The sequence below is a fragment of the Mesorhizobium sp. M8A.F.Ca.ET.161.01.1.1 genome, assembly GCF_004792105.1.
In the GTDB taxonomy this organism is placed as follows: domain Bacteria; phylum Pseudomonadota; class Alphaproteobacteria; order Rhizobiales; family Rhizobiaceae; genus Mesorhizobium.
The window spans coordinates 89314-109397 of the sequence record NZ_SRTD01000013.1; the positions used below are offsets into that span (position 1 = coordinate 89314).

Annotated in this window: 19 protein-coding genes; 2 read left to right on the plus strand and 17 right to left on the minus strand. The window is 64.6% G+C overall.

From position 1 onward, the window contains the following. Nucleotides 1-75 precede the first annotated feature (75 nt). Complete coding sequence (locus EN804_RS26060) at nucleotides 76-558, minus strand: hypothetical protein (protein WP_135921660.1); 483 nt, start codon at nucleotides 556-558, stop codon at nucleotides 76-78. Nucleotides 559-733: 175 nt separating this feature from the next. Between EN804_RS26060 and EN804_RS26065 the strand changes: the two genes are divergently transcribed. Next, a complete protein-coding gene (locus EN804_RS26065) occupies nucleotides 734-2155 on the plus strand; it encodes a coniferyl aldehyde dehydrogenase (protein WP_135921661.1) in 1422 nt (473 codons plus the stop codon). 154 nt (nucleotides 2156-2309) lie between these two features. Here EN804_RS26065 and EN804_RS26070 read toward each other — a convergent pair whose 3' ends face one another. From EN804_RS26070 to uxaC, 8 genes are read right to left on the minus strand one after another with little or no spacing between them, the layout of a single operon-like run. Beyond that, nucleotides 2310-2648: a cupin domain-containing protein gene (locus tag EN804_RS26070; RefSeq protein WP_135921662.1), complete on the minus strand. Its 339-nt coding sequence runs from the start codon at nucleotides 2646-2648 to the stop codon at nucleotides 2310-2312. A gap of 10 nt (nucleotides 2649-2658) precedes the next feature. Continuing rightward, nucleotides 2659-3423 (minus strand): 2-dehydro-3-deoxy-D-gluconate 5-dehydrogenase KduD, encoded by a 765-nt coding sequence (kduD, locus tag EN804_RS26075; RefSeq protein WP_135921663.1) that lies wholly within the window; start codon nucleotides 3421-3423, stop codon nucleotides 2659-2661. Further along, entirely contained in the window at nucleotides 3420-4271 is an 852-nt protein-coding gene (kduI, locus tag EN804_RS26080) for a 5-dehydro-4-deoxy-D-glucuronate isomerase (RefSeq protein ID WP_135921664.1), read from the minus strand. The genes kduD and kduI overlap by 4 nt, the downstream gene beginning before the upstream one ends. Before the next feature lie 22 nt (nucleotides 4272-4293). Further along, complete coding sequence (locus EN804_RS26085) at nucleotides 4294-5067, minus strand: FadR/GntR family transcriptional regulator (RefSeq protein ID WP_127275634.1); 774 nt, start codon at nucleotides 5065-5067, stop codon at nucleotides 4294-4296. Nucleotides 5068-5079: 12 nt separating this feature from the next. Beyond that, a complete protein-coding gene (locus EN804_RS26090) occupies nucleotides 5080-6360 on the minus strand; it encodes a TRAP transporter large permease (RefSeq protein ID WP_127275635.1) in 1281 nt (426 codons plus the stop codon). A 3-nt stretch (nucleotides 6361-6363) separates the two neighbouring features. After that, nucleotides 6364-6951: a TRAP transporter small permease gene (locus tag EN804_RS26095; RefSeq protein WP_167531540.1), complete on the minus strand. Its 588-nt coding sequence runs from the start codon at nucleotides 6949-6951 to the stop codon at nucleotides 6364-6366. Further along, on the minus strand, nucleotides 6948-7925 hold the full coding sequence (locus tag EN804_RS26100; protein WP_127275636.1) for a TRAP transporter substrate-binding protein: 978 nt from the start codon (nucleotides 7923-7925) through the stop codon (nucleotides 6948-6950). The genes EN804_RS26095 and EN804_RS26100 overlap by 4 nt, the downstream gene beginning before the upstream one ends. Nucleotides 7926-7959: 34 nt before the next feature. Beyond that, nucleotides 7960-9366 carry a glucuronate isomerase gene (uxaC, locus tag EN804_RS26105; RefSeq protein WP_135921665.1) on the minus strand — a complete coding sequence of 469 codons (1407 nt, stop codon included), beginning with the start codon at nucleotides 9364-9366 and terminating at the stop codon, nucleotides 7960-7962. A 200-nt stretch (nucleotides 9367-9566) separates the two neighbouring features. Between uxaC and EN804_RS26110 the strand changes: the two genes are divergently transcribed. Continuing rightward, nucleotides 9567-11075, plus strand: a complete 1509-nt coding sequence (locus tag EN804_RS26110; protein WP_135921666.1) for a mannitol dehydrogenase family protein — start codon at nucleotides 9567-9569, stop codon at nucleotides 11073-11075. Nucleotides 11076-11219: 144 nt separating this feature from the next. Here EN804_RS26110 and EN804_RS26115 read toward each other — a convergent pair whose 3' ends face one another. The 8 genes from EN804_RS26115 to EN804_RS26155 form a co-directional block, all read right to left on the minus strand. Then, complete coding sequence (locus EN804_RS26115) at nucleotides 11220-11627, minus strand: F0F1 ATP synthase subunit epsilon (RefSeq protein ID WP_127873378.1); 408 nt, start codon at nucleotides 11625-11627, stop codon at nucleotides 11220-11222. 111 nt (nucleotides 11628-11738) lie between these two features. Beyond that, nucleotides 11739-13319 carry a F0F1 ATP synthase subunit beta gene (gene atpD, locus EN804_RS26120; RefSeq protein ID WP_189524574.1) on the minus strand — a complete coding sequence of 527 codons (1581 nt, stop codon included), beginning with the start codon at nucleotides 13317-13319 and terminating at the stop codon, nucleotides 11739-11741. A 70-nt stretch (nucleotides 13320-13389) separates the two neighbouring features. Continuing rightward, a complete protein-coding gene (locus tag EN804_RS26130) occupies nucleotides 13390-14277 on the minus strand; it encodes a F0F1 ATP synthase subunit gamma (protein WP_127275642.1) in 888 nt (295 codons plus the stop codon). A gap of 46 nt (nucleotides 14278-14323) precedes the next feature. Continuing rightward, nucleotides 14324-15853 (minus strand): F0F1 ATP synthase subunit alpha, encoded by a 1530-nt coding sequence (gene atpA / locus EN804_RS26135; RefSeq protein WP_127275643.1) that lies wholly within the window; start codon nucleotides 15851-15853, stop codon nucleotides 14324-14326. Next, nucleotides 15853-16413, minus strand: a complete 561-nt coding sequence (locus EN804_RS26140; RefSeq protein WP_135921668.1) for a F0F1 ATP synthase subunit delta — start codon at nucleotides 16411-16413, stop codon at nucleotides 15853-15855. The genes atpA and EN804_RS26140 overlap by 1 nt, the downstream gene beginning before the upstream one ends. A 246-nt stretch (nucleotides 16414-16659) precedes the next feature. Then, the gene (locus tag EN804_RS26145; RefSeq protein WP_127275645.1) at nucleotides 16660-17055 is read right to left on the minus strand and encodes a DUF4345 family protein; all 396 of its coding nucleotides are present in this window, start codon (nucleotides 17053-17055) and stop codon (nucleotides 16660-16662) included. 94 nt (nucleotides 17056-17149) lie between these two features. Continuing rightward, nucleotides 17150-17845: an aspartate/glutamate racemase family protein gene (locus tag EN804_RS26150; RefSeq protein WP_135883278.1), complete on the minus strand. Its 696-nt coding sequence runs from the start codon at nucleotides 17843-17845 to the stop codon at nucleotides 17150-17152. 50 nt (nucleotides 17846-17895) lie between these two features. Then, the gene (locus EN804_RS26155; protein ID WP_135921669.1) at nucleotides 17896-20079 is read right to left on the minus strand and encodes a primosomal protein N'; all 2184 of its coding nucleotides are present in this window, start codon (nucleotides 20077-20079) and stop codon (nucleotides 17896-17898) included. Between the last annotated feature and the right edge of the window lie 5 nt (nucleotides 20080-20084).

Genomic DNA, 20084 nt, shown 5'->3' on the forward strand with positions numbered 1-20084 from the left:
TCTGCACCAGCGCCGCGCACGACCGCCTGACAGGTCAGACTAAGGTGATACAGAGATATAGCTCCCTCCCAGGCATCACTCGCCGCTGCTGCCTTGCTCCAATTCGTCATAATAGCGCTGGGCGGCCTTGCCCTTCTCCAACCGATATGTCTCGGACCGGCGATCGAATTCGGCCTTGAGAGCCTTCGACAGTTGCAGCGCATGGAAGCAATAGCCGGTAAGGACCGCCAGCAGCATGATAAACAGGCCTATCGGCAATTGGCCGTCGCTCAGCATGAGGATGCCGATGACGGCTTCCAGCAGCGTGGCGAGAGCCGCCATGACCGTCAGGAAAATCTTCGCCGGCCTTGACCCTTTCAGGAAGTAGTAGCCACCGATGACGTAGGCCACGCTTGAGGCGGAACCCACAATATTCGGCGAATGTCCAAAGGCCAGCAGGACGATCGCGGACAGGATGCCGATCGCGCCGGTTACTAAGAAAATGCCGGCCACTGCCAGCATGTGGTGTTTTCCGCTCATTCCAACCCCCTTGGTGTCGAGACCTTGCCCGTCCGCCATTGCAGCATGCAACCAAGGATTGCACAAGGCCTGCCGAACCACCTTCTGTAAAATCACCAACGCCGCTTATGACATCGGGGGCATCATCGCGCCCCCTTCCCCAACGACACCATCGCTCCCGCTGGATTCCTTCGCTCTGCGATGTAAACTTGGCCAATCAGGCCGGGAGGGCACGATGCTGCAGGTAAGACAGGATGCTCTCGACGAGCGGTTCCGGCTACAGCGCGCCGCTTTCGAGAAGCAACCCTTTGCGGACCTTGGCCTGAGGAAAGACCGTCTCAAACGCCTGCTGGCGCTGACCGAGCGGCATGAGAGCGAAATCTGCGCCACGATCGACGCTGACTTCGGCGGCCGCTCGGCGCATGAGACCCGTCTTGCGGAACTGTTCGTCGTGCGCGCCGGTATTCGCCATGCGCTTGCGCATGTCGGCGGCTGGATGCGGGAGCGTCGTGTCGCCACCACCTTGCCCTTCCTGCCAGGCAAAAACCGCCTTCTGCCGCAGCCACTTGGGGTGGTCGGCGTCGTATCGCCGTGGAACTACCCCTTTCAGCTCGCCGTGGCGCCGGTCACGGCGGCCCTCGCCGCCGGCAACCGCGTCCTGGTAAAGCCTTCCGAATTGACGCCTGCTTTCTCCGAACTGCTGGCCAGATTGGCCGGCGAGCACTTCGCCCCGGATGAACTCAGCGTCATCACCGGCGATGCCGAGATGGGCAAGGCCTTCGTCTCGATGCCCTTCGACCACCTGCTGTTCACCGGCTCGACCGCGGTCGGACGCCAGGTCGCCATCGCCGCCGCCGCCAACCTGACCCCGGTCACGCTCGAACTCGGCGGCAAGTCGCCGGCGATCCTCGACCCTTCCTGCGATCTCGACGCGGCAACAGCCAGCGTCGCCTATGGCAAGCTGCTGAATGCCGGGCAGACCTGCATCGCGCCGGATTATCTGCTGGTGCCCAAGGGACAGGCAGCCACGGTCGCTGCCAAGCTCGCAATCGCGGTGGCGCGGCTCTATCCCTCGCTGCGCGACAACCCCGACTATACCGCCATCATCAGCGACCGGCATTACCAGCGCCTGCGCGCCATGATCGCGGAGGCCCGCGAGGCCGGCGCCGACATCACCGAGATCAACCCGGCCGGCGAAGACCTCGGCACCGCAGGGCGGAAGCTTTTGCCGACCCTGGTCAGCAACGCCGGGCCGGACCTGCGGCTGATGCGCGAGGAGATTTTCGGCCCGGTGCTGCCGATCGTCGAATACGCCACGGTCGACGACGCCATCGACTATGTGAACCGGGCCGACCGGCCGCTGGCGCTCTACTGGTTCGGGCGCGACAGCGGCAACCGCCGGCGCATCCTGCGCGAGACCGTCGCCGGCGGCGTCACCATCAACGACTGCATGCTGCATCTGGTGCAGGAGAACCAGCCCTTCGGCGGTGTCGGCGCCAGCGGCATGGGTACCTATCACGGCGAGTGGGGCTTCCGCACCTTCAGCAAGGAGAAGCCGGTCTTCCAGCAGTCGCGCTTGAGCGCGGGAGCCCTTCTGCGCCCGCCCTATGGCAGGACGTTCGAACGGCTTTTCGGCCTGCTCAGGCGCATCACCTGACACGCATTAAGTTTATATTCACCATGATCCGGCAGGTTTCCGGTCCTGCGGTGATGTTTTGAGTACCGCGGCGCCATTGGCGCCCAGGCAACAAACCCGCGCTTCCTTGGAAGTGCGGGTTTTTTCATTGGCCGGGAAATCGCCGGCGGCCCGGTCAGGCGAGAAAATCGGCGCGGTGTGGCGTGAAACTGTCGACCAGCCGTCCCGCCTCCAGCGCCCTGACGCCGTGCACCAGGCCGGACGGCACGATGAAGCTGCCGCCGGCCTCCAGGATTGCGGTCCGTCCGTCGATGGTCACCTCGAAACGGCCTTCGGCGACGTAGCTTGCCTGGACGTGCGGGTGCGAATGCAGCGCGCCGACGCCGCCCTTGTCGAAGCCGAATTCGACCATCATCAGTTCGTCGGTGGACAGCAGCACGCGCCGGCGATTGCCGTCTGGCGTCGGCATCCAGGCACCCTCGCCTGCTTGCGCGAAAGTCTTAGGCTCGGTCATTGTCATCTCCTCATCGCGCCAGCCAGCCGCCGTCCACTGGCACCACCGCGCCATGCATGTAGTTCGAGGCCGGCGCCAGCAGGAAGACGGCGGCATCGCCAATGTCTCCCGGCTCGCCCCAGCGCCCGGCGGGAATGCGCCCGAGGATGGCGGCACTGCGGTCGGGATCGGCACGCAGCGCCTGCGTGTTGTTGGTCTCGATATAGCCCGGCGCTATGCCGTTGACGTTGATGCCTTTCGCCGCCCACTCGCAGGCGAGCAGACGGGTGATGCCGAGCACGCCATGCTTTGACGCCGTGTAGGACGCGACGCGGATGCCGCCCTGGAAACTCAGCACCGAGGCGATGTTGACGATCTTGCCCTGGCGCCCGCCGGCAAGGACGCGCCGGGCAAAGGACTGGCTGAGCAGGAAGACCGTCTTCAAATTGACATCGATGACATCGTCCCAGTCGGTCTCCGTCAGGTCGACGGCATCGGCGCGCCGGATGATGCCGGCATTGTTGACCAGCCCGTCGAGCGGTCCGCTTTCGCCCCAGACACGATCGAGCATCGGTCCGGCCGCTCCGGTGTCGGCAAGATCGGCGGCAACCGCCTTGAATTCGCCGCCCAGAGCCGCGACCTTGCTCGCCGTATCGGCCATCGACGAGCGGCCGACGCCGATCACCGCGCCGCCGGCGCGCGCGATGGAGACCGCGATGCCTTGGCCGATCCCGGTGTTGGCGCCGGTGACCAGGATGCGTTTGCCGGCCAGGCTGAAGGCAGTGAGATCGCTCACCGCAGCGCGTCCATCGCCACGGCATCGACATCGGTGTAGTCGACATTGTCGCCCGCCATCGCCCAGATGAAGGCGTAGTTGGACGTGCCGGCGCCCGAATGGATCGACCAGCCCGGCGACAGCACCGCCTCTTCGTTGCGCATGACGATATGGCGCGTCTCGTCCGGCTCGCCCATGAAATGGAAAACGCGCGCCGCATCGGGCAGGTCGAAATAGAGATAGGCCTCCATGCGCCGGTCATGCACATGGCACGGCATGGTATTCCAGATAGAGCCCGGCGCCAGCTGCGTCATGCCGACGACGAGCTGGCAGGTCTTTGTTCCCCCGGCATGGATGAACTGGAAGATCGAGCGCTCGTTGCAGGCCTCCTTGCTGCCGAGATCGAGGCGCTTGGCGTCATCGAGGCGGATCAGCCGGCTGGGATGAGCCTGATGCGCCGGGGCGCTGAGCAGATAGAACTTGGCGGGGTCGTCTTTATCTGCCGAAGCGAATGCCACATCGCTGGAGCCCATGCCGAGATAGAGCATGTCGCGCGCCCGCAGGTCGAAGGACTGGCCGCCGGCTTCGATCGAGCCGGCGCCGCCGATATTGACGGCGATCAATTCGCGCCGATCGAGAAAACCTTTGGTGCCGGTCGGCTTGATCGCTTCCAACGGCAATGCCGTCGCCACCGGCACGGCACCGCCGACGATCATCCGGTCGTAGTGGGTGTAGGTCAGGCTGATCCGGCCAAGCTGGAAGAGATCGTCGATATGGAAATTATGGCGCAGTTCGTCCGTTCCCATGGCGGCGGCGGCCGCCGGATCGATGGCGAAGCGCGATGTGTAGTCTGTGTGGTTCTGGCTCATCTCTGTCCTGACTTCCGGTGGATCATTCGCCGGCGGCGGCCCTGGTCGAACTGGCGTAATAGGCCTGCCGCGCCTGCAGGCGTTCGCGGTAGCGCTGCTGGCTGGCGCCGAGATGGGCACGCATCGCCTCGCGCGCGGCCTCGGCATCGCCCGCCGTGATCGCGTTCAGGATCACCAGATGCTCTCGCTGCAGCCCGCGCTGGTAGCTGTCGGACTGCACCAGCTCGGTCGACCAGGGCGAGGTCACGTCGCACGGAATGGCGCGCCGGCCGAGCACGTCGAGCATCTCGACATAGAACGGATTGTTGGTGGCGCTGGCGATGGCGCGATGGAAGGCGAGATCGGCGGGTCCGGTCGGCTGGCCGTCGAGTAGCAGCCGCTCGAACTCGAAGAAGGCTTCCTGGATCGCCGCTTCCTGCGCGGCGTTGCGGCGGATGGCGGCGAGCCCGGCCGATTCGATCTCGATCGCCAGCCGCACCTCGAGCACGTTGAGCGCGATCGAATCCTTGGCCCCCATGTCGGCAGCCAGCGCCCCGAACATGGTCGAGATGTGCTCGGTGACGAAGACACCCGCCCCCTGCCGCGGCTCGACAAGGCCGTCAGCGGCAAGCTTGGCCATCGCCTCGCGGATGACGGTGCGACTGACGCCGAAGGTCTCGGTCAGCTGGCCCTCGGTCGGCAGCTTGTGGCCGGGCAGGATTTCACCCGCATGCAACTGCTTGCGGATCGCCGCCACGACGGTTTCCGACAGTTTGGGTTTTCTCTCGACCCTGAGGTCGTTTGCGATATCGGACACCTGTGTGATCTCCTAATGGAACAGGCTCGGCAGCCACAATGAGATTTCCGGTATGTAGGTGACAAGCATCAGCACCACGAAGGCGGCGCCATAGAATGGCCAGATCGAGCGCATCGCCGTCCAGATCGGAATGCGGCCAATGGCGCAGCTGACGAACAGGACCGCGCCAACCGGTGGCGTGCAAAGGCCGATGCCGAGATTGAGGATGAGGATCACGCCGAAATGCACAGGATCGACGCCATAGGCCATGACCACCGGCAGGAAGATCGGCGTCGTGATGATGATCAGCGGCGACATGTCCATGAAGGTGCCGAGAATGAGCAGCACGATGTTGATCAACAGCAGGATGACCAGCTTGTTGTCGGATACCGACTGCAGAAAGGCGACTAGCGCCGCCGGCACCCTGAGATAGGCGAGCAGCCAGCCGAAGGCCGCCGCGCAGCCGATAATCATCAGCACCATGGCGGTGGTCCGCACCGAGGCCGTCGTCGCCGCGACGAAGTCACCCCAACTCATCGAGCGGTAGATGATCAGCGTGACCAGGAAGGCGTAAACGATAGCGATGCAGGAGCTCTCGGTCGCGGTGAAGATGCCGGACCTGACGCCACCGAAGATGATGGCGATCAGGATAAGGCCCGGAATGGCGGCGACAAGCAGCTGCAAGGCCCGACCGAAGCCCGCGAAGGGCTCCGTCGGGTAGCCGCGGCGGCTGGCGACCCAATAGGCCGTTATCATCAGCGACAGCGCCAGCAGCAGACCCGGCAACACGCCAGCCGTGAACAGATCCGCGATCGAGATCCGGCCGCCGGCCGAAATCGAGTAGATGATCATGTTGTGCGAGGGCGGGATCAAAAGCGCGATGATGGCGCCGACCGAGGTGATGTTGACGGCGTAGTCGATGCCGTAGCCGCGCGCCTTCATCTGCGGGATCATCAGCCCGCCGACTGCCGACGCATCCGCCACCGCCGAGCCGGAAATGCCGCCGAACATGGTCGACGCCGCGATGTTGACCTGCCCCAGACCGCCACGCAAATGGCCGACCAGTGAGCCTGCCAGCGCGACCAGCCGCGCGGCGATGCCGCCACGCACCATGAGGTCGCCGGCGAAGATGAAGAAGGGTATGGCCATCAGCGAAAAAACGCTGACGCCGGAATTGAGCCGCTGGAACACCACGACCGGCGGAAGGCCTAGCGTGAGGATCGTCGCGAAGCTGGCGACGCCCAGACAGAACGCGATCGGCGTGCCGATGACCAGCAGGAACACGAAGGTGCCGAAAAGGACCATCAAGGCCATGGTTCAGACCTCCTCGCCGGTTGCATGGATGTCGGCGTCGACGGGCAGGCCGGCAAAACGCCCGGCCAGCCGTTCCAGTGAAAACAGGCAGACCAACGCGCCTCCCAGGATGACCGGCAGGAAGCTGACGCCGCCCGGCAGGGCGAGCGAAGGCATCACCGTATTCCAGGTCAGCCTCGCCAGTTGCACGCCGTAGACGATCATGCCGGCGCCGAAGGCCAGCACGACAAGATCGGAAATGCTGCGCAGCACCGCCTTGGCCGAGGCAGGCAGGACGTAAAGCAGCACGTCGAAGCCCAGATGCGTGCGCTCGCGCACGCCGACCGCGGCACCCAGGAAGATGAACCAGCCCATCAGCAGCACCGAGAAGGATTCGGTCCAGCTCGGCGAACGGTTCAGCATGTAGCGCGAGAAGACCTGCCAGAAGATGATGATCGTCATCAGCGTCAGGCCGGCGCCGCTGACCCACAACGCCAGCCGGGCAAGCCCGGAGAGAACGCGCTCGGCAGCGAGCCAGAAGCCTCTCGTGGCAGGGGCGTCCGAAGGCAGCGCAGGAGTCCTCGCGCTGCCTGACCTGTTAGCCCCGTTCATTTTTCGGCCTGTATCTTCGCCGCCAGATCCTTCAGTTCCGGCGTCGACAAATATTTGTCGTAGACCGGCTTCATTGCGTCGATCAGCGGCTGCTTGTCGATCTCGCTGACCTTGACGCCGGCCTTCTCGACGATGTCGCGCGACTTCTTCTCCTGCGCGTCCCAGAGCTCGCGCATCTTCACGACGCTGTCCTTGGCCGCCTGCCGCACGATCGCCTGGTCTTCCGGCGACAGCTTCTCCCAGCTTGCCTTCGACATGACCAGCACTTCCGGCACGATCTGGTGCTGGTCCATGGTGTAGTGCTTGGCCACTTCGTAGTGCTTGGCGGATTCGAAGCTCGGCCAGTTGTTCTCGGCGCCGTCGATGACGCCGGTCTGCAGCGCCGAGTAGACCTCGCCATAGGCCATCGGCGTGGCATTGGCGCCAAGCGCGTTGACCATGTCGACGAACACGTCGGACTGGATGACGCGGAACTTCATGCCTTTCATGTCCGCCATCGAGGTGATGTCCTTCTTGGTGTTGTAGAAGGAACGCGCGCCGGAATCGTAGAAGGCGAGGCCGACGAGGTCATGCGCCTCGAACGCCTTGAGTATCTGGTCGCCGATCGGCCCGTCCATGACATGGCGCATGTGCTCGACCGAGCGGAACATGTAGGGCAGCGACGGCACGGCGGTTTCCGGCACGATACCGTTGAACGGTCCCATCGAGACACGGTCGAGGTCGATGACCCCGGCCTGGGTCTGCTCGATCGTGTCCTTCTCCTCACCGAGCTGCGCCGAGTGATAGACCTCGATCGAATAGCGGCCGGCGGTGCGCTGCTTGATGAGGTCGCCCATGTACTTGACCGCTTCGACGGTCGGATAGCCGTCCGGATGGGTATCCGAGGATCGCAGCACGGTCTCGGCATTTGCAATGCCGATCAGCAGCGAACCGAAGGCGAATGTGGCCGCCGTCAATTTCGAAAAATGCAACATGACTTCCTCCCTTTGAAAAATCGGAGCGTCCCGTTCAGAGCCGGTACGCCGTCTTGGCGAGCGTGTAGGCAAGCTCCTTCGCGAGTTCATGAGCCTCGTCCTCGCGCAACCTGTGCTCGGCGACGAGGCGCGCCAGGAACGCGCAGTCGACCCGCCGCGCCACGTCGTGACGGGCCGGGATCGAGGGAAAGGCGCGCGTGTCGTCGTTGAAGCCGACGGTGTTGTAGAAGCCGGCGGTCTCGGTGGTCATCTCGCGGAAACGGCGCATGCCTTCCGGGCTGTCGTGGAACCACCAGGCCGGCCCGAGCTTCAGCGCCGGGTAGACGCCGGCCAGCGGCGCCAGCTCGCGCGCGTAACTGCTCTCATCCAGCGTGAACAGAATGACGGTCAGGTCGCGCTCGAGCCCGACGCAGTCGAGCAGCGGCTTCAGCGCCGTCACATAGTCGGTGCGGGTCGGGATATCGAAACCTTTGTCCCTGCCGAATTTCTGGAAAATTCCAGGCGAATGATTGCGCCAGGAGCCGGGATGAATCTGCATCACCAGCCCGTCATCCCGGCTCATCTTGGCCATTTCGGTCAGCATCTGGGCGCGAAACAGCTTTCGTTCACGCTCGTCCTGCGAGCCGGAGCGAATCCGGTTGAACAGCTCCTGCGCCGCAGCATCGGAAAGGTTGGCGGTCTCGGCCGTAGGATGGCCATGATCCGACGAGGTCGCGCCGAAGCTCTTGAAGAAGGCGCGGCGCTGGCGGTGCGCGTCGAGATAGCCGGCCCAGGTCCCGGTGTCGCACCCGGTGATCTCGCCGAGCCGGTCGAGATTGACCGAAAACCCCTCGAAATCGGGATCTATGACGGCGTCCGGCCGATAGGCGGTGACGACGCGGCCCTCCCAGCCGCTGTCGCCGATCATCTGGTGCCATTTGAGATCGTCGAGCGCACCTTCGGTCGTTGCGATGACCTCGATGTTGAAGCGCTCGAACAGGGCGCGGGGGCGGTAGTTCTCCCACTGCAGCACCGTCGCGATCGTGTCGTAATGGCGATCTGCGGTTGCGGCGCTCAACGGCTCTTCGATGCTGAACAGATGCGCAAGCACATGGTCGAACCACAGCCGGGTCGGCGTGCCACGGAAGAGATGATAGTGCTCGGCGAACAGCCGCCAGATCGCCCTGCCGTCGGTCTCGACGGGCGCGCCATCGAGCGTCGGCACGCCGAGAGCCTCCAGCCGCACGCCCTGGCTGAACAGCATGCGAAAAATATAGTGGTCAGGTACGATGAGCAGTTGCGCGGGATCGGGGAACGGCTCGTTCAGCGCATACCAGCGCGGGTCGGTGTGGCCGTGCGGGCTGATGAGGGGCAGGTCCTTGATGCCGGCGTAGAGATCGCGGGCGATCGAGAGCGGACGCGCCTCGGCTGGAAACAGCAAATCCGCATTCGTCAGTGCCACGGCATCCTCCCAGGGTCGCTATCGGTAGGATCGGCTGGAAATAATGTCAACATACAAAAATCGGATTGTTGTATGATGACTTTTGAGCAATGCTGAGCATTGTCGGCAACCGCCGCCGATGTTACGCCGTTTTGCGATCCGCCCGCGGATTAGCAGCCATTCCCTGACCAGCCGTCCCACGAGATGAGTGCCGCAAACCGATGACAGCCCTTCGCCTTTCCAACCGCACGGCGCAGGCATTGCCGGCCAAGGTCGCCGCGCCTCGATACGATCGTGGCACGGTTACGCCGGGCATTGTGCATCTCGGCGTCGGCGCCTTTCACCGCGCCCACCAGGCTGCTTACATCGATGAATGCCTGGCCGCTGGCGAGACGGGCTGGGGCATAACAGGCGTGTCGTTGCGCAGCGCCGACACCCGCGACGCGCTGGCGCCGCAGGATGGGCTGTACACACTGGCGGTTCGAGGCAGCGGCGGCGAGAAGCTGCATGTCATCGGTTCCATCGGCTCGCTGCTGGTGGCGCCGGAGGACCCGGCCGCGGTGCTGGCCGCGCTGATCGATCCGCGCACCCGCATCGTGACGTTGACCATCACCGAGAAAGCCTATTTGCGGGCGGCCGGCGGCGGGCTGGACACGGCCCATCCCGACATCGTCCACGACCTGGCCAATCCACAAAAGCCGAAGACGGCGCATGGTTTTCTGACCGAAGCGCTCGCCCGGAGGCTGGCCGCCGGCACCCCGCCCTTTACCGTGCTTTGTTGCGACAACCTGCCGGCCAACGGCGCCACCTTGCACAGGCTGCTGGTCGAATTCGCCTCACTGCGCGATGCCAGACCTGGTTCGGCGGGCGGTGCTGGAATTGCCGGCCACATCGCCGATCAGGTCGCATTTCCCTCCAGCATGGTCGACCGCATCGTGCCGGCCACGACCGATGCCGACCGGGCGCGGATATCGGGCGAACTTGGCATCGAGGACGCCTGGCCCGTGATGACCGAGCCTTTCCGCCAATGGGTGATCGAGGACGATTTCCCGGCGGGCCGTCCCGCCTGGGAAAAATTCGGGGTCACCATGGTCGGCGATGTCGCCCCCTTCGAGGACATGAAGCTGAGGCTGCTCAACGGTGCGCATTCGGGCATCGCCTATCTTGGCCTGCTCAGCGGCCATGCCACGGTCGACGGCGCCTTCGCCGATCCGGCGATCCGGCGGTTCGTCGATGCGCTTTGGGAGGAAGCCAGATCGACATTGCCTGACGATGCCGGCCTCGACACATCAGCCTATACGGCCGAGCTTGCCGAGCGTTTTTCGAACACGGCACTTGCCCACCGTACCGCGCAGATCGCCAATGACGGCAGCCAGAAACTGCCGCAGCGCATCATTGCCTCGGCTATCGAGTGCCTGGAAGCCGGCACCGAGCTGGTCCACCTCACGCTGGTGGTGGCAGCCTGGATCGCCGCCTGCGCGGCGCGCGGAAAGAGCTTGCCGAGGGGCCATTTCACCGATCCGCTCGATGCGGAGCTGACGGCGCTTTTGGACCAGCAGCTGCCGGCGAACGAAACCGTGACGGCGGTATTCGATCTGGCCGGCTTCGCCGGGGATCACGCCGAACGCCAGACGCTGATCGAACTCGTGGCCATCCATCTTGTCCATCTGCGGAGGGACGGCACGACCTTGGCCTTCGCCGCGCTCGGCATAGACGGCGAAGGACCGTAAGGCGGAGCTGGACGGGTCAACAGGCGGTACAAGACCTCGATGTCGGCGGTGCGATATCGCCGCCGCAGCTGAAACGCCTGACACCCCAACAAACAAAAAAGCGAGGCAAGGCCCCGCTTTTCATCAAGTCATCTGAACCGAATTTTAGGCCGGCAGGATTGCGCCTTCCAGCGTGGTGAGCTGGCTAAGGAACTGTTCCGCCTTGCTGCGCGACTGATCGTCCTTGGCGTCGGCCGCGTCTTCCCTGGCTTCCTGGATGCGGCGGGCGAGGTCGGCGCGGTCGACATCCTTCACCGCCACAGCCGATTCCGCCAGCAGCGTGCAGCCGGCCGGGACGATGTCGGCGAAGCCGCCGAACACGACATAGCGTTCTTCGCTGCCCGAGGCATTCTTCACCGTGACGACGCCCGGCTTGATCGTGGTCATGACCGGCGCGTGATGGGCCATGACGGTCATCTCGCCCTCGGCGCCCGGAATGACCACGGATTCGACCTCGGCGGAAACCAGCAGGCGCTCCGGCGAGACCAGTTCGAACTTGAAAGCTTCAGCCATGTCAATTTAGCGAGTAGGGAATAGTGAGTAGGAAGTAGGGAGAGAGGACAACCGCCCCGATCACCCAGCTGCTATTCACTACTGACTACTGACTACTCCCTATTCCCTTGATTAAGCCGCTTCAGCCGCGAGGCGCTGTGCCTTCTCGACCGCTTCGTCGATGCCGCCGACCATGTAGAAGGCGGCTTCCGGCAGGTGGTCATAGTCGCCGTTGCAGAGGCCCTTGAACCCCTTGATGGTATCGGCGAGGTCGACCAGTTTGCCCGGCGCGCCGGTGAACACTTCGGCGACAAAGAACGGCTGCGACAGGAAGCGCTCGATCTTGCGGGCGCGGGCCACGGTCTGCTTGTCCTCTTCCGAGAGCTCGTCCATGCCCAGGATGGCGATGATGTCCTGCAGCGACTTGTAGCGCTGGAGGATCGACTGCACCTGGCGGGCAACGGCATAGTGCTCGTCGCCGACGACCAGCGGGTCGAGCATGCGCGAGGTCGAGTCCAGCGGATCGACGGCCGGATAGATGCCCTTTTCGGCGATCGAACGGTTCAGCGTCGTCGTCGCGTCAAGGTGAGCGAACGAGGTCGCCGGCGCCGGGTCGGTCAAGTCGTCGGCCGGCACGTAGATCGCCTGCACCGAGGTGATCGAGCCCTTGGTGGTGGTGGTGATGCGTTCCTGCAGCGCGCCCATGTCCGTGGCGAGCGTCGGCTGATAGCCCACGGCCGACGGGATACGGCCGAGCAGAGCCGACACTTCCGAACCCGCCTGCGTGAAGCGGAAGATGTTGTCGACGAAGAACAGCACGTCCTGGCCCTGGTCGCGGAAATATTCGGCAACCGTCAGGCCGGTCAGGCCGACGCGGGCGCGCGCGCCCGGCGGCTCGTTCATCTGGCCGTACACCAGCGCCGCCTTCGAGCCTTCGCCGCCGCCCTTCTTGTTGACGCCGGATTCGATGAACTCGTGGTAAAGGTCGTTGCCTTCGCGGGTGCGCTCGCCGACGCCGGCGAACACCGAGTAACCACCATGCGCCTTGGCGATGTTGTTGATCAGTTCCTGGATCAGCACCGTCTTGCCGACGCCGGCGCCGCCGAACAGGCCGATCTTGCCGCCCTTGGCGTAGGGCGCGAGCAGGTCGAGCACCTTGATGCCGGTGATCAGGATCTGCGCTTCCGTCGACTGTTCGATATAGGCCGGAGCCGGCTGGTGGATCGAGCGCAATTCGACCGCGTCGACCGGGCCTGCCTCGTCGACCGGCTCGCCGATGACGTTGATGATACGGCCGAGCATGCCCGGGCCGACCGGCACGGCGATCGGGCCGCCGGTGTCGCGCACTTCCTGGCCACGCACCAAGCCTTCGGTGGAGTCCATGGCGATGCAGCGCACGGTGTTTTCACCCAGATGCTGCGCAACTTCGAGCACCAGGCGATTACCGACATTGTTGGTCTCGAGCGCGTTCAGGATCGGCGGCAGATGCTCGCCGAACTGCACGTCGACGACGGCGCCGATGACCTGGCGGACCTTGCCGACAACGCCGGTCGCCTTGGTGGCCACGGCCTGCGTCTTGGCAGCGGCGGCCTTGGCCGGCGCTGCTGCCGCCTTGGCCGGAGCCGCCTTTACTGCCGCTGCCGGAGCCTTGGCCGCCTTCGCGGGAGCTGCTGCCTTGGGGGCTGCCGTCTTCGGGGTCGCTGCTTTCGCCATCGTCTTTACCCTTTTCGTCCTTTGTTTCTCACGCGGTCCGGTTCGCGGGCCAATGACCCGCTGACCGCGCCTAGAGCGCCTCGGCGCCCGAAATGATTTCGATCAGTTCCTTGGTGATCTGCGCCTGCCGCTGGCGGTTGTAGGTGATCGACAGCTTGTTGATCATCTCGCCGGCGTTGCGCGTCGCATTGTCCATGGCGCTCATCTTGGCGCCCATTTCGCCCGCCGCGTTTTCGAGCAGCGCACGGAATATCTGCACCGCGATGTTGCGCGGGATGAGGTCGGACAGGATTTCGCCCGGCTCCGGCTCATACTCGTATACGGCGCTGGCGCCATCGGCCGTTTCTGGCTGAGCCGAAGAGGCGGACGCTGCCGGAATGATCTGCTGCGCGGTCGGAACCTGGCTGATCACCGACTTGAACTGCGAGTAGAACAGCGTGCAGACGTCGAAGGCGCCCTCGTTGAACAGATGGATGACCTTGCGGGCGATCGCATCGGCATTGACGAAGCCGAGCGTCTTGACCTCGCGCAGATCGACGCGTTCGATGATCATCGCGGCATAGTCGCGGCGCAGGATGTCGAAACCCTTCTTGCCGACGCAGATGATCTTGACCTGCTTGCCGTCGGCCAGAAGCCGGCGGATATGGTCGCGGGCATGACGGGCGATCTGCGAATTGAAGCCGCCGCACAGGCCACGCTCGGCGGTGCAGACGACGAGCAGATGCACGTCGTCCTTGCCGGTTCCGGTCATCAGCGCCGGGGCATCGCCCCCGCCACCGACCGCCTGGGTGATATTGGCCAGCACGGAACCCATGCGCTCCGAATAGGGACGCGCCGCTTCCGCCGCCTCTTGCGCACGGCGCAGCTTCGCCGCGGCGACCATCTGCATCGCCTTGGTGATCTTCTGCGTCGCCTTGACCGAGGCGATACGGTTACGAAGGTCTTTTAATGAAGGCATGCTTCAAACCTGATCCCGTCTTGTCTCATCCGGACTGGCACTTCGCTCAGGCGAAGGTCTTGGCGAAGGCGTCGATCTCGGCCTTCAGCTTGGCGCGCAGATCGTCCGACAGCGCCTTTTCCTTGCGGATGGCGTCAAGCACGTCCTTGCCGGCCGAACGCATGTGGCTGAGCAGGCCGTGCTCGAACTTGCCGACCTGGTTGACCGGCAGCTTGTCGAGATAGCCGTTGACGCCGGCGAAGATCACCGCGACTTGCTCTTCCGTCTTCAGCGGCGAGAACTGCGGCTGCTTCAGGAGCTCGGTCAGGCGCGAGCCGCGGTTGAGCAGGCGCTGCGTGGCGGCGTCGAGATCCGAGCCGAACTGCGCGAAAGCAGCCATTTCGCGGTACTGCGCGAGCTCGCCCTTGATCGAGCCGGCAACCTGCTTCATCGCCTTGATCTGCGCCGACGAACCGACGCGCGACACCGACAGGCCGACGTTGACGGCCGGACGGATGCCCTGGAAGAACAGGTTGGTTTCGAGGAAGATCTGGCCGTCGGTGATCGAGATCACGTTGGTCGGGATGTAGGCCGACACGTCGTTGGCCTGCGTCTCGATGACCGGCAGCGCGGTCAGCGAACCGCCACCGAGATCGTCGTTGAGCTTGGCGGCGCGCTCGAGCAGGCGCGAGTGCAGGTAGAAGACGTCGCCCGGATAGGCTTCGCGGCCCGGCGGACGGCGCAGCAACAGCGACATCTGGCGATAGGCGACGGCCTGCTTCGACAGATCGTCGTAGCTGATCAGTGCATGCATGCCGTTGTCGCGGAAATACTCGCCCATGGTGCAGGCCGTGAACGGCGCCAGGAACTGCATCGGCGCCGGGTCGGAAGCGGTGGCGGCGACGATGATCGAATATTCGAGCGCGCCGCGCTCTTCCAGCACCTTGACGAACTGCGCGACGGTCGAGCGCTTCTGGCCGACGGCGACGTAGACGCAGTAGAGCTTTTCCTTCTCGGGGCCGTTGTCGTGCACCGACTTCTGGTTGAGCATCGTGTCGAGGATGATGGCCGTCTTGCCGGTCTGGCGATCGCCGATGACCAGCTCGCGCTGGCCGCGGCCGACCGGGATCAACGCATCGATGGCCTTGAGGCCGGTCGACATCGGCTCGTTCACCGACTTGCGCGGGATGATGCCGGGCGCCTTGACGTCGACGCGCTTGCGCTCGACCGCCTTGATCGGACCTTTGCCGTCGATCGGATTACCGAGCGCGTCGACGACGCGGCCGAGCAGGCCGGGGCCGACAGGCGCGTCGACGATGGCGCCGGTGCGCTTGACGGTGTCGCCTTCCTTGATGTCGCGGTCGGCGCCGAAGATGACGACGCCGACATTGTCGGCTTCGAGGTTGAGCGCCATGCCGCGGATGCCGCCGGGGAATTCGACCATTTCGCCGGCCTGGACATTGTCGAGGCCGTAGACACGGGCGATACCATCACCGACGGACAGCACCTGTCCGACTTCGGAGACCTCGGCCTCCTTGCCGAAATTCTTGATCTGGTCTTTCAGAATTGCGGAAATTTCCGCGGCGCGGATGTCCATCAGCCGACCTCTTTCAGTGCAAGCTTGAGCGAATTGAGTTTGGTTTTGAGCGACGTATCGATCTGGCGCGAGCCCATCTTGACCACCAGCCCGCCGAGCAGCGACGGGTCAACGGTGACGGAAATGGCCACGTCCTTGCCGGCAACGCTCTTCAGCGCGGCCTTGAGTTCGGTCTGCTGGGCCGCGGTCAGCTCATGAGCCGACGTGACTTCGGCGGCGGCCTCGCCACGGGCTTCGGCCGCGATCTGGCGGAACGCCTTGATCATGCCGGGCACCGCGAACAGGCGGCGGTTCTTGGCGACGACGCGCAGGAAATTGCCGGTCAGGCCGGTGATGCCAGCCTTGTCGGCGATCGCCGCGATGGCCTTGGCCTGGTCCTCGCTGGAGAACACCGGGCTGTTGATCAGCCGGGTGAGGTCCGCGCTGCCCGCGAGCAGTGCCTCGAAACCGTTGAGGTCGGCCTCGACCTTGGACACGGAATTCGCCTGCGATGCCAGTTCGAACAGCGAACCGGCATAGCGTTCTGCGACACCTGAGATTGGCGATGACGATTGGGCCACGGACCGTCTTTTCTCTTGTCTGACAGGCCGCAGATTGTTGGCGCGAGCAAAAACTCTGGCTAAATCTTTGACCTTACTGCATTTTTTCAAGCACGGAGGCGCGGCTTCCGCTATCCCCGGCCGAAAGTCGATTGCCGTCTAGCACAGGCATTTTAAGACCGCAATGCGTCGTTCCGCATGGTTTTCAGGCACTATTGTCGCATCCGGCGAAAGATCAGCGTCCTGCGCGCCGGAATACCCTTGGATTCAGGGCACAAAGCCGAAGGCAAAGGCGAGCGGCAAGGCCGCGAGCGCCAATTCCACCACAATGGAAACCCAATTGAAAGGTGTATTGGCGCCATCCGACATCATCGACAGCAGCCGGCCGAAGGCAGTGAACAGCCAGGAGAAGCCGAGCGCCATGTAGACCAGCGGCTGCGCGAGCAGGATGCAGCACAGGCCGACCCCGAGATAGAAGCCCGACATGCGACCGCGCCCTTCGGCGATCGCCGCCGCCTTCTCGGGTTTCGCCTGTAGGCGCAGGATGCGGAACGCCAGACCCGGCGCCAGGAAAAACAGAAGGCCGAGCAGCACGGTGAAGACCGCGCTCGACCAGGCCAGCCATTCGCCCTGGCTCGTCGGCCATGGAAGCGCAAAATCCATCGTGTCCCTCGAAATGCCTATCTTGAAATCGCGGGCATTCTAGCGGAGGAAAAATGCCGCGCCAGATGGCTCAAGGCACTTTAGGAGACCCGCATCAACCGAGCGCGAATTCCACCGCCGCCTCGGCATGGATGCGGGTCGTGTCGAAAACCGGAATGTCGAAATCGCCCTGGCCAATGAGCATGGTGATCTCAGTGCAGCCCATGATCAGGCTGTCGGCGGCCTCTTCGCGGCGCAGGCGGTTTGCCTCGGCGACATAGGCGGCCTTCGAGGCTTCGGAGACAATGCCCTGGCAAAGCTCGTCATAGATGACGCCATGCACCATGTCGCGGCCGGCCGCATCGGGTACGACCGGCGAGAGGCCGTATTTGTCGGCGAGCCGGCCCTTGTAGAAGTCCTGCTCCATGGTGAACCGCGTTGCCAGCAGCGCCGGCCGCTGCATGCCCGCGCGCTTGATCGCCAACGCCGTGGCATCCGCAATGTGAATCAGCGGGATCGACACCGATGCCTGCACCTGGTCGGCCAGCTTGTGCATGGTGTTGGTGCACAAGAGCAGGCCTTGCGCGCCGCCGGCCTCGAGCTTGCGCGCGGCATCGACCAGCAGCGCGCCGGCGCCGTCCCAATCACCATGATGCTGCCGCTCGGCGATCTCGGCGAAATCGAACGACCACATGAGAAGCTTCGCCGAATGCAGCCCACCCAGCCGCTCGCGCACGATCTCGTTGAGCAGGCGATAATAGATGGCGGTCGATTCCCAGCTCATGCCGCCGAGCAGGCCAAGGGTTTTCATGTGATCTTTCCGTTTCTCTCGCCGAGACAGCTGTAGCTGAAATTGCGTCCCTACAGAAAGCTCTGCGGGTCGATGTCGACCTGCACCCGGACCGAGCCGCGCTGCTTCGGTCCATTGGCGAGCATGGCCCTGATAAACCCTTGCATGTCGGCGCGCCGTTCGCCCTGGATCAGCAGGCGGAAGCGGTGGCGGCCACCGAGCAGGGACAGCGGCGCTTCCGCCGGCCCGAGCACGAACAGGTCCGACGCCTCGGGCGCCGCGCGGCGCAGGCCGCGGGCATGGCCTTCCGCCTCCGCCCGCGTCACGGCGCTGACGATGACGCCGGCCAGCCGGCCGAAGGGCGGCAAGGCAGCGCGTTCGCGCTCAGAAATCTCACGCTGGTAGAAAGATTCGGCGTCGCCGGAGACGATCGCCCGCATCACCGGATGGTCGGGCTGGAACGTCTGCAGCAGGCCCAGGCTCTTCTTGCCGGTGCGGCCGGCACGGCCGGTCACCTGGCTGAGCAGCTGGAAGGTGCGCTCGGCGGCGCGCGGATCGCCATTGGCAAGGCCGAGATCGGCGTCGACGACGCCGACCAGCGTCATATCAGGGAAATTGTGACCCTTGGCGACCAGTTGCGTGCCGATGACGATATCGGCCTCGCCATTGGCGATTGCCTCCAGCTCCAGCCGCAACCGTCGTACACCCCCCATGATGTCCGACGACAGCACGATGGTGCGCGCGTCCGGGAAATGCGTGACGACCTCCTCGGCAATGCGCTCGACTCCCGGACCGCAAGCAACCAGGTGGTCGAGCGTGCCGCATTCCGGGCAGGCTTCGGGACGGCGCTCATTATGGCCGCAATGGTGGCAGACCAACTGGCCGCGAAAGCGGTGTTCGACCAACCAGGCCGAGCACACCGGGCAGCCGAAGCGATGGCCGCAGACCCGGCACAGCGTCAGCGGCGCGTAGCCGCGGCGGTTGAGGAACAGCAGCGACTGCTCCTTCTTCTCAAGCGTCCTGCGCATATGGTCGATCAGCACCGGCGACAGGAAGCCGCCACGCGCCGGCGGCGCGCGCCGCATGTCGATCGACTTGAGGTCGGGAAGTGCCGCCTCGGCGAAGCGGGCCGATAGAACGGCCCTGTTGTATTTGCCCTGGCTGGCATTGACTCGGCTCTCGACCGACGGTGTCGCCGACGCCAGGACCACGGGGAAGCCGCCTATATGGCCGCGCACGACGGCCATGTCGCGCGCATTGTAGAAGACGCGGTCTTCCTGCTTGTAGGCGGGGTCGTGTTCCTCGTCGACGACGATAAGGCCAAGCTCCTTGAATGGCAGGAACAGCGCCGAGCGCGCGCCGGCGACGACGCGCACGCCGCCTTCCGCCACTTGCCGCCAGACTTTTTCGCGCATTCGCGGCGGCAGGTCGGAATGCCACTCGGCCGGCTTGGCGCCAAAACGCTGCTGGAAGCGTTCGAGGAAGGCATGCGTCAGCGCGATTTCCGGCAGCAGGATGAGCACTTGGCCGCCCCGCTCGAGCGCGGCCGCCACCGCCTCGAAATAAACCTCCGTCTTGCCCGAACCGGTGACGCCGTCGAGCAGCGCGACATTGAACTCGCCGGCCGCGACATTGGCGCGCAGCATCGACGCGGCCTCGTTCTGGTCCGGCATCAGTTCGGGAACGGTATAGCTTGGGTCAGGCGCGGCCACCACCGGGCGCGGCGGGATCATCACCGTCTCGAACACGCCTTGCGCTTTCAGCCCCTCGATCACCGTCGACGACACGCCGGCGGCGTGCGCGAGGCCGGAGCGCGTCCAGGCCAACCCACCCTCGGCCGTCTCCAGCACGCGCGCCCTGGCATCCGTCATCCGGTCGGGCACAAGCAGGGTGCGCTGCAGCCCCTCGATCCAGGGTTCGGGATCAAAGGCCTCTGGCGCCCTGAGCAGCATGCGCGCCACCATGCCCGGCGCCGACAGCGTATATTGCGCCACCCAGTCGACGAAGCGGCGCATGGCGCGGTCGATCGGCGGGCAGTCGAAAACCTGCTCGATCGGGCGCAATTTCCTGGCATCGACCTGCTCGACCGCGCCGTCCCAGACGATGCCGGCGACCTGGCGCGGCCCAAGCGGCACGCGCACGATCGAACCCGGCACCACCCGCATGCCGGCCGGCACGGCATAGGTGTAGGGACGTTCGGCCGGCATCGGCACCAGCACCGGTGCGGCCGCGACAAAGGGCGAATCTTCGATCATGAGGC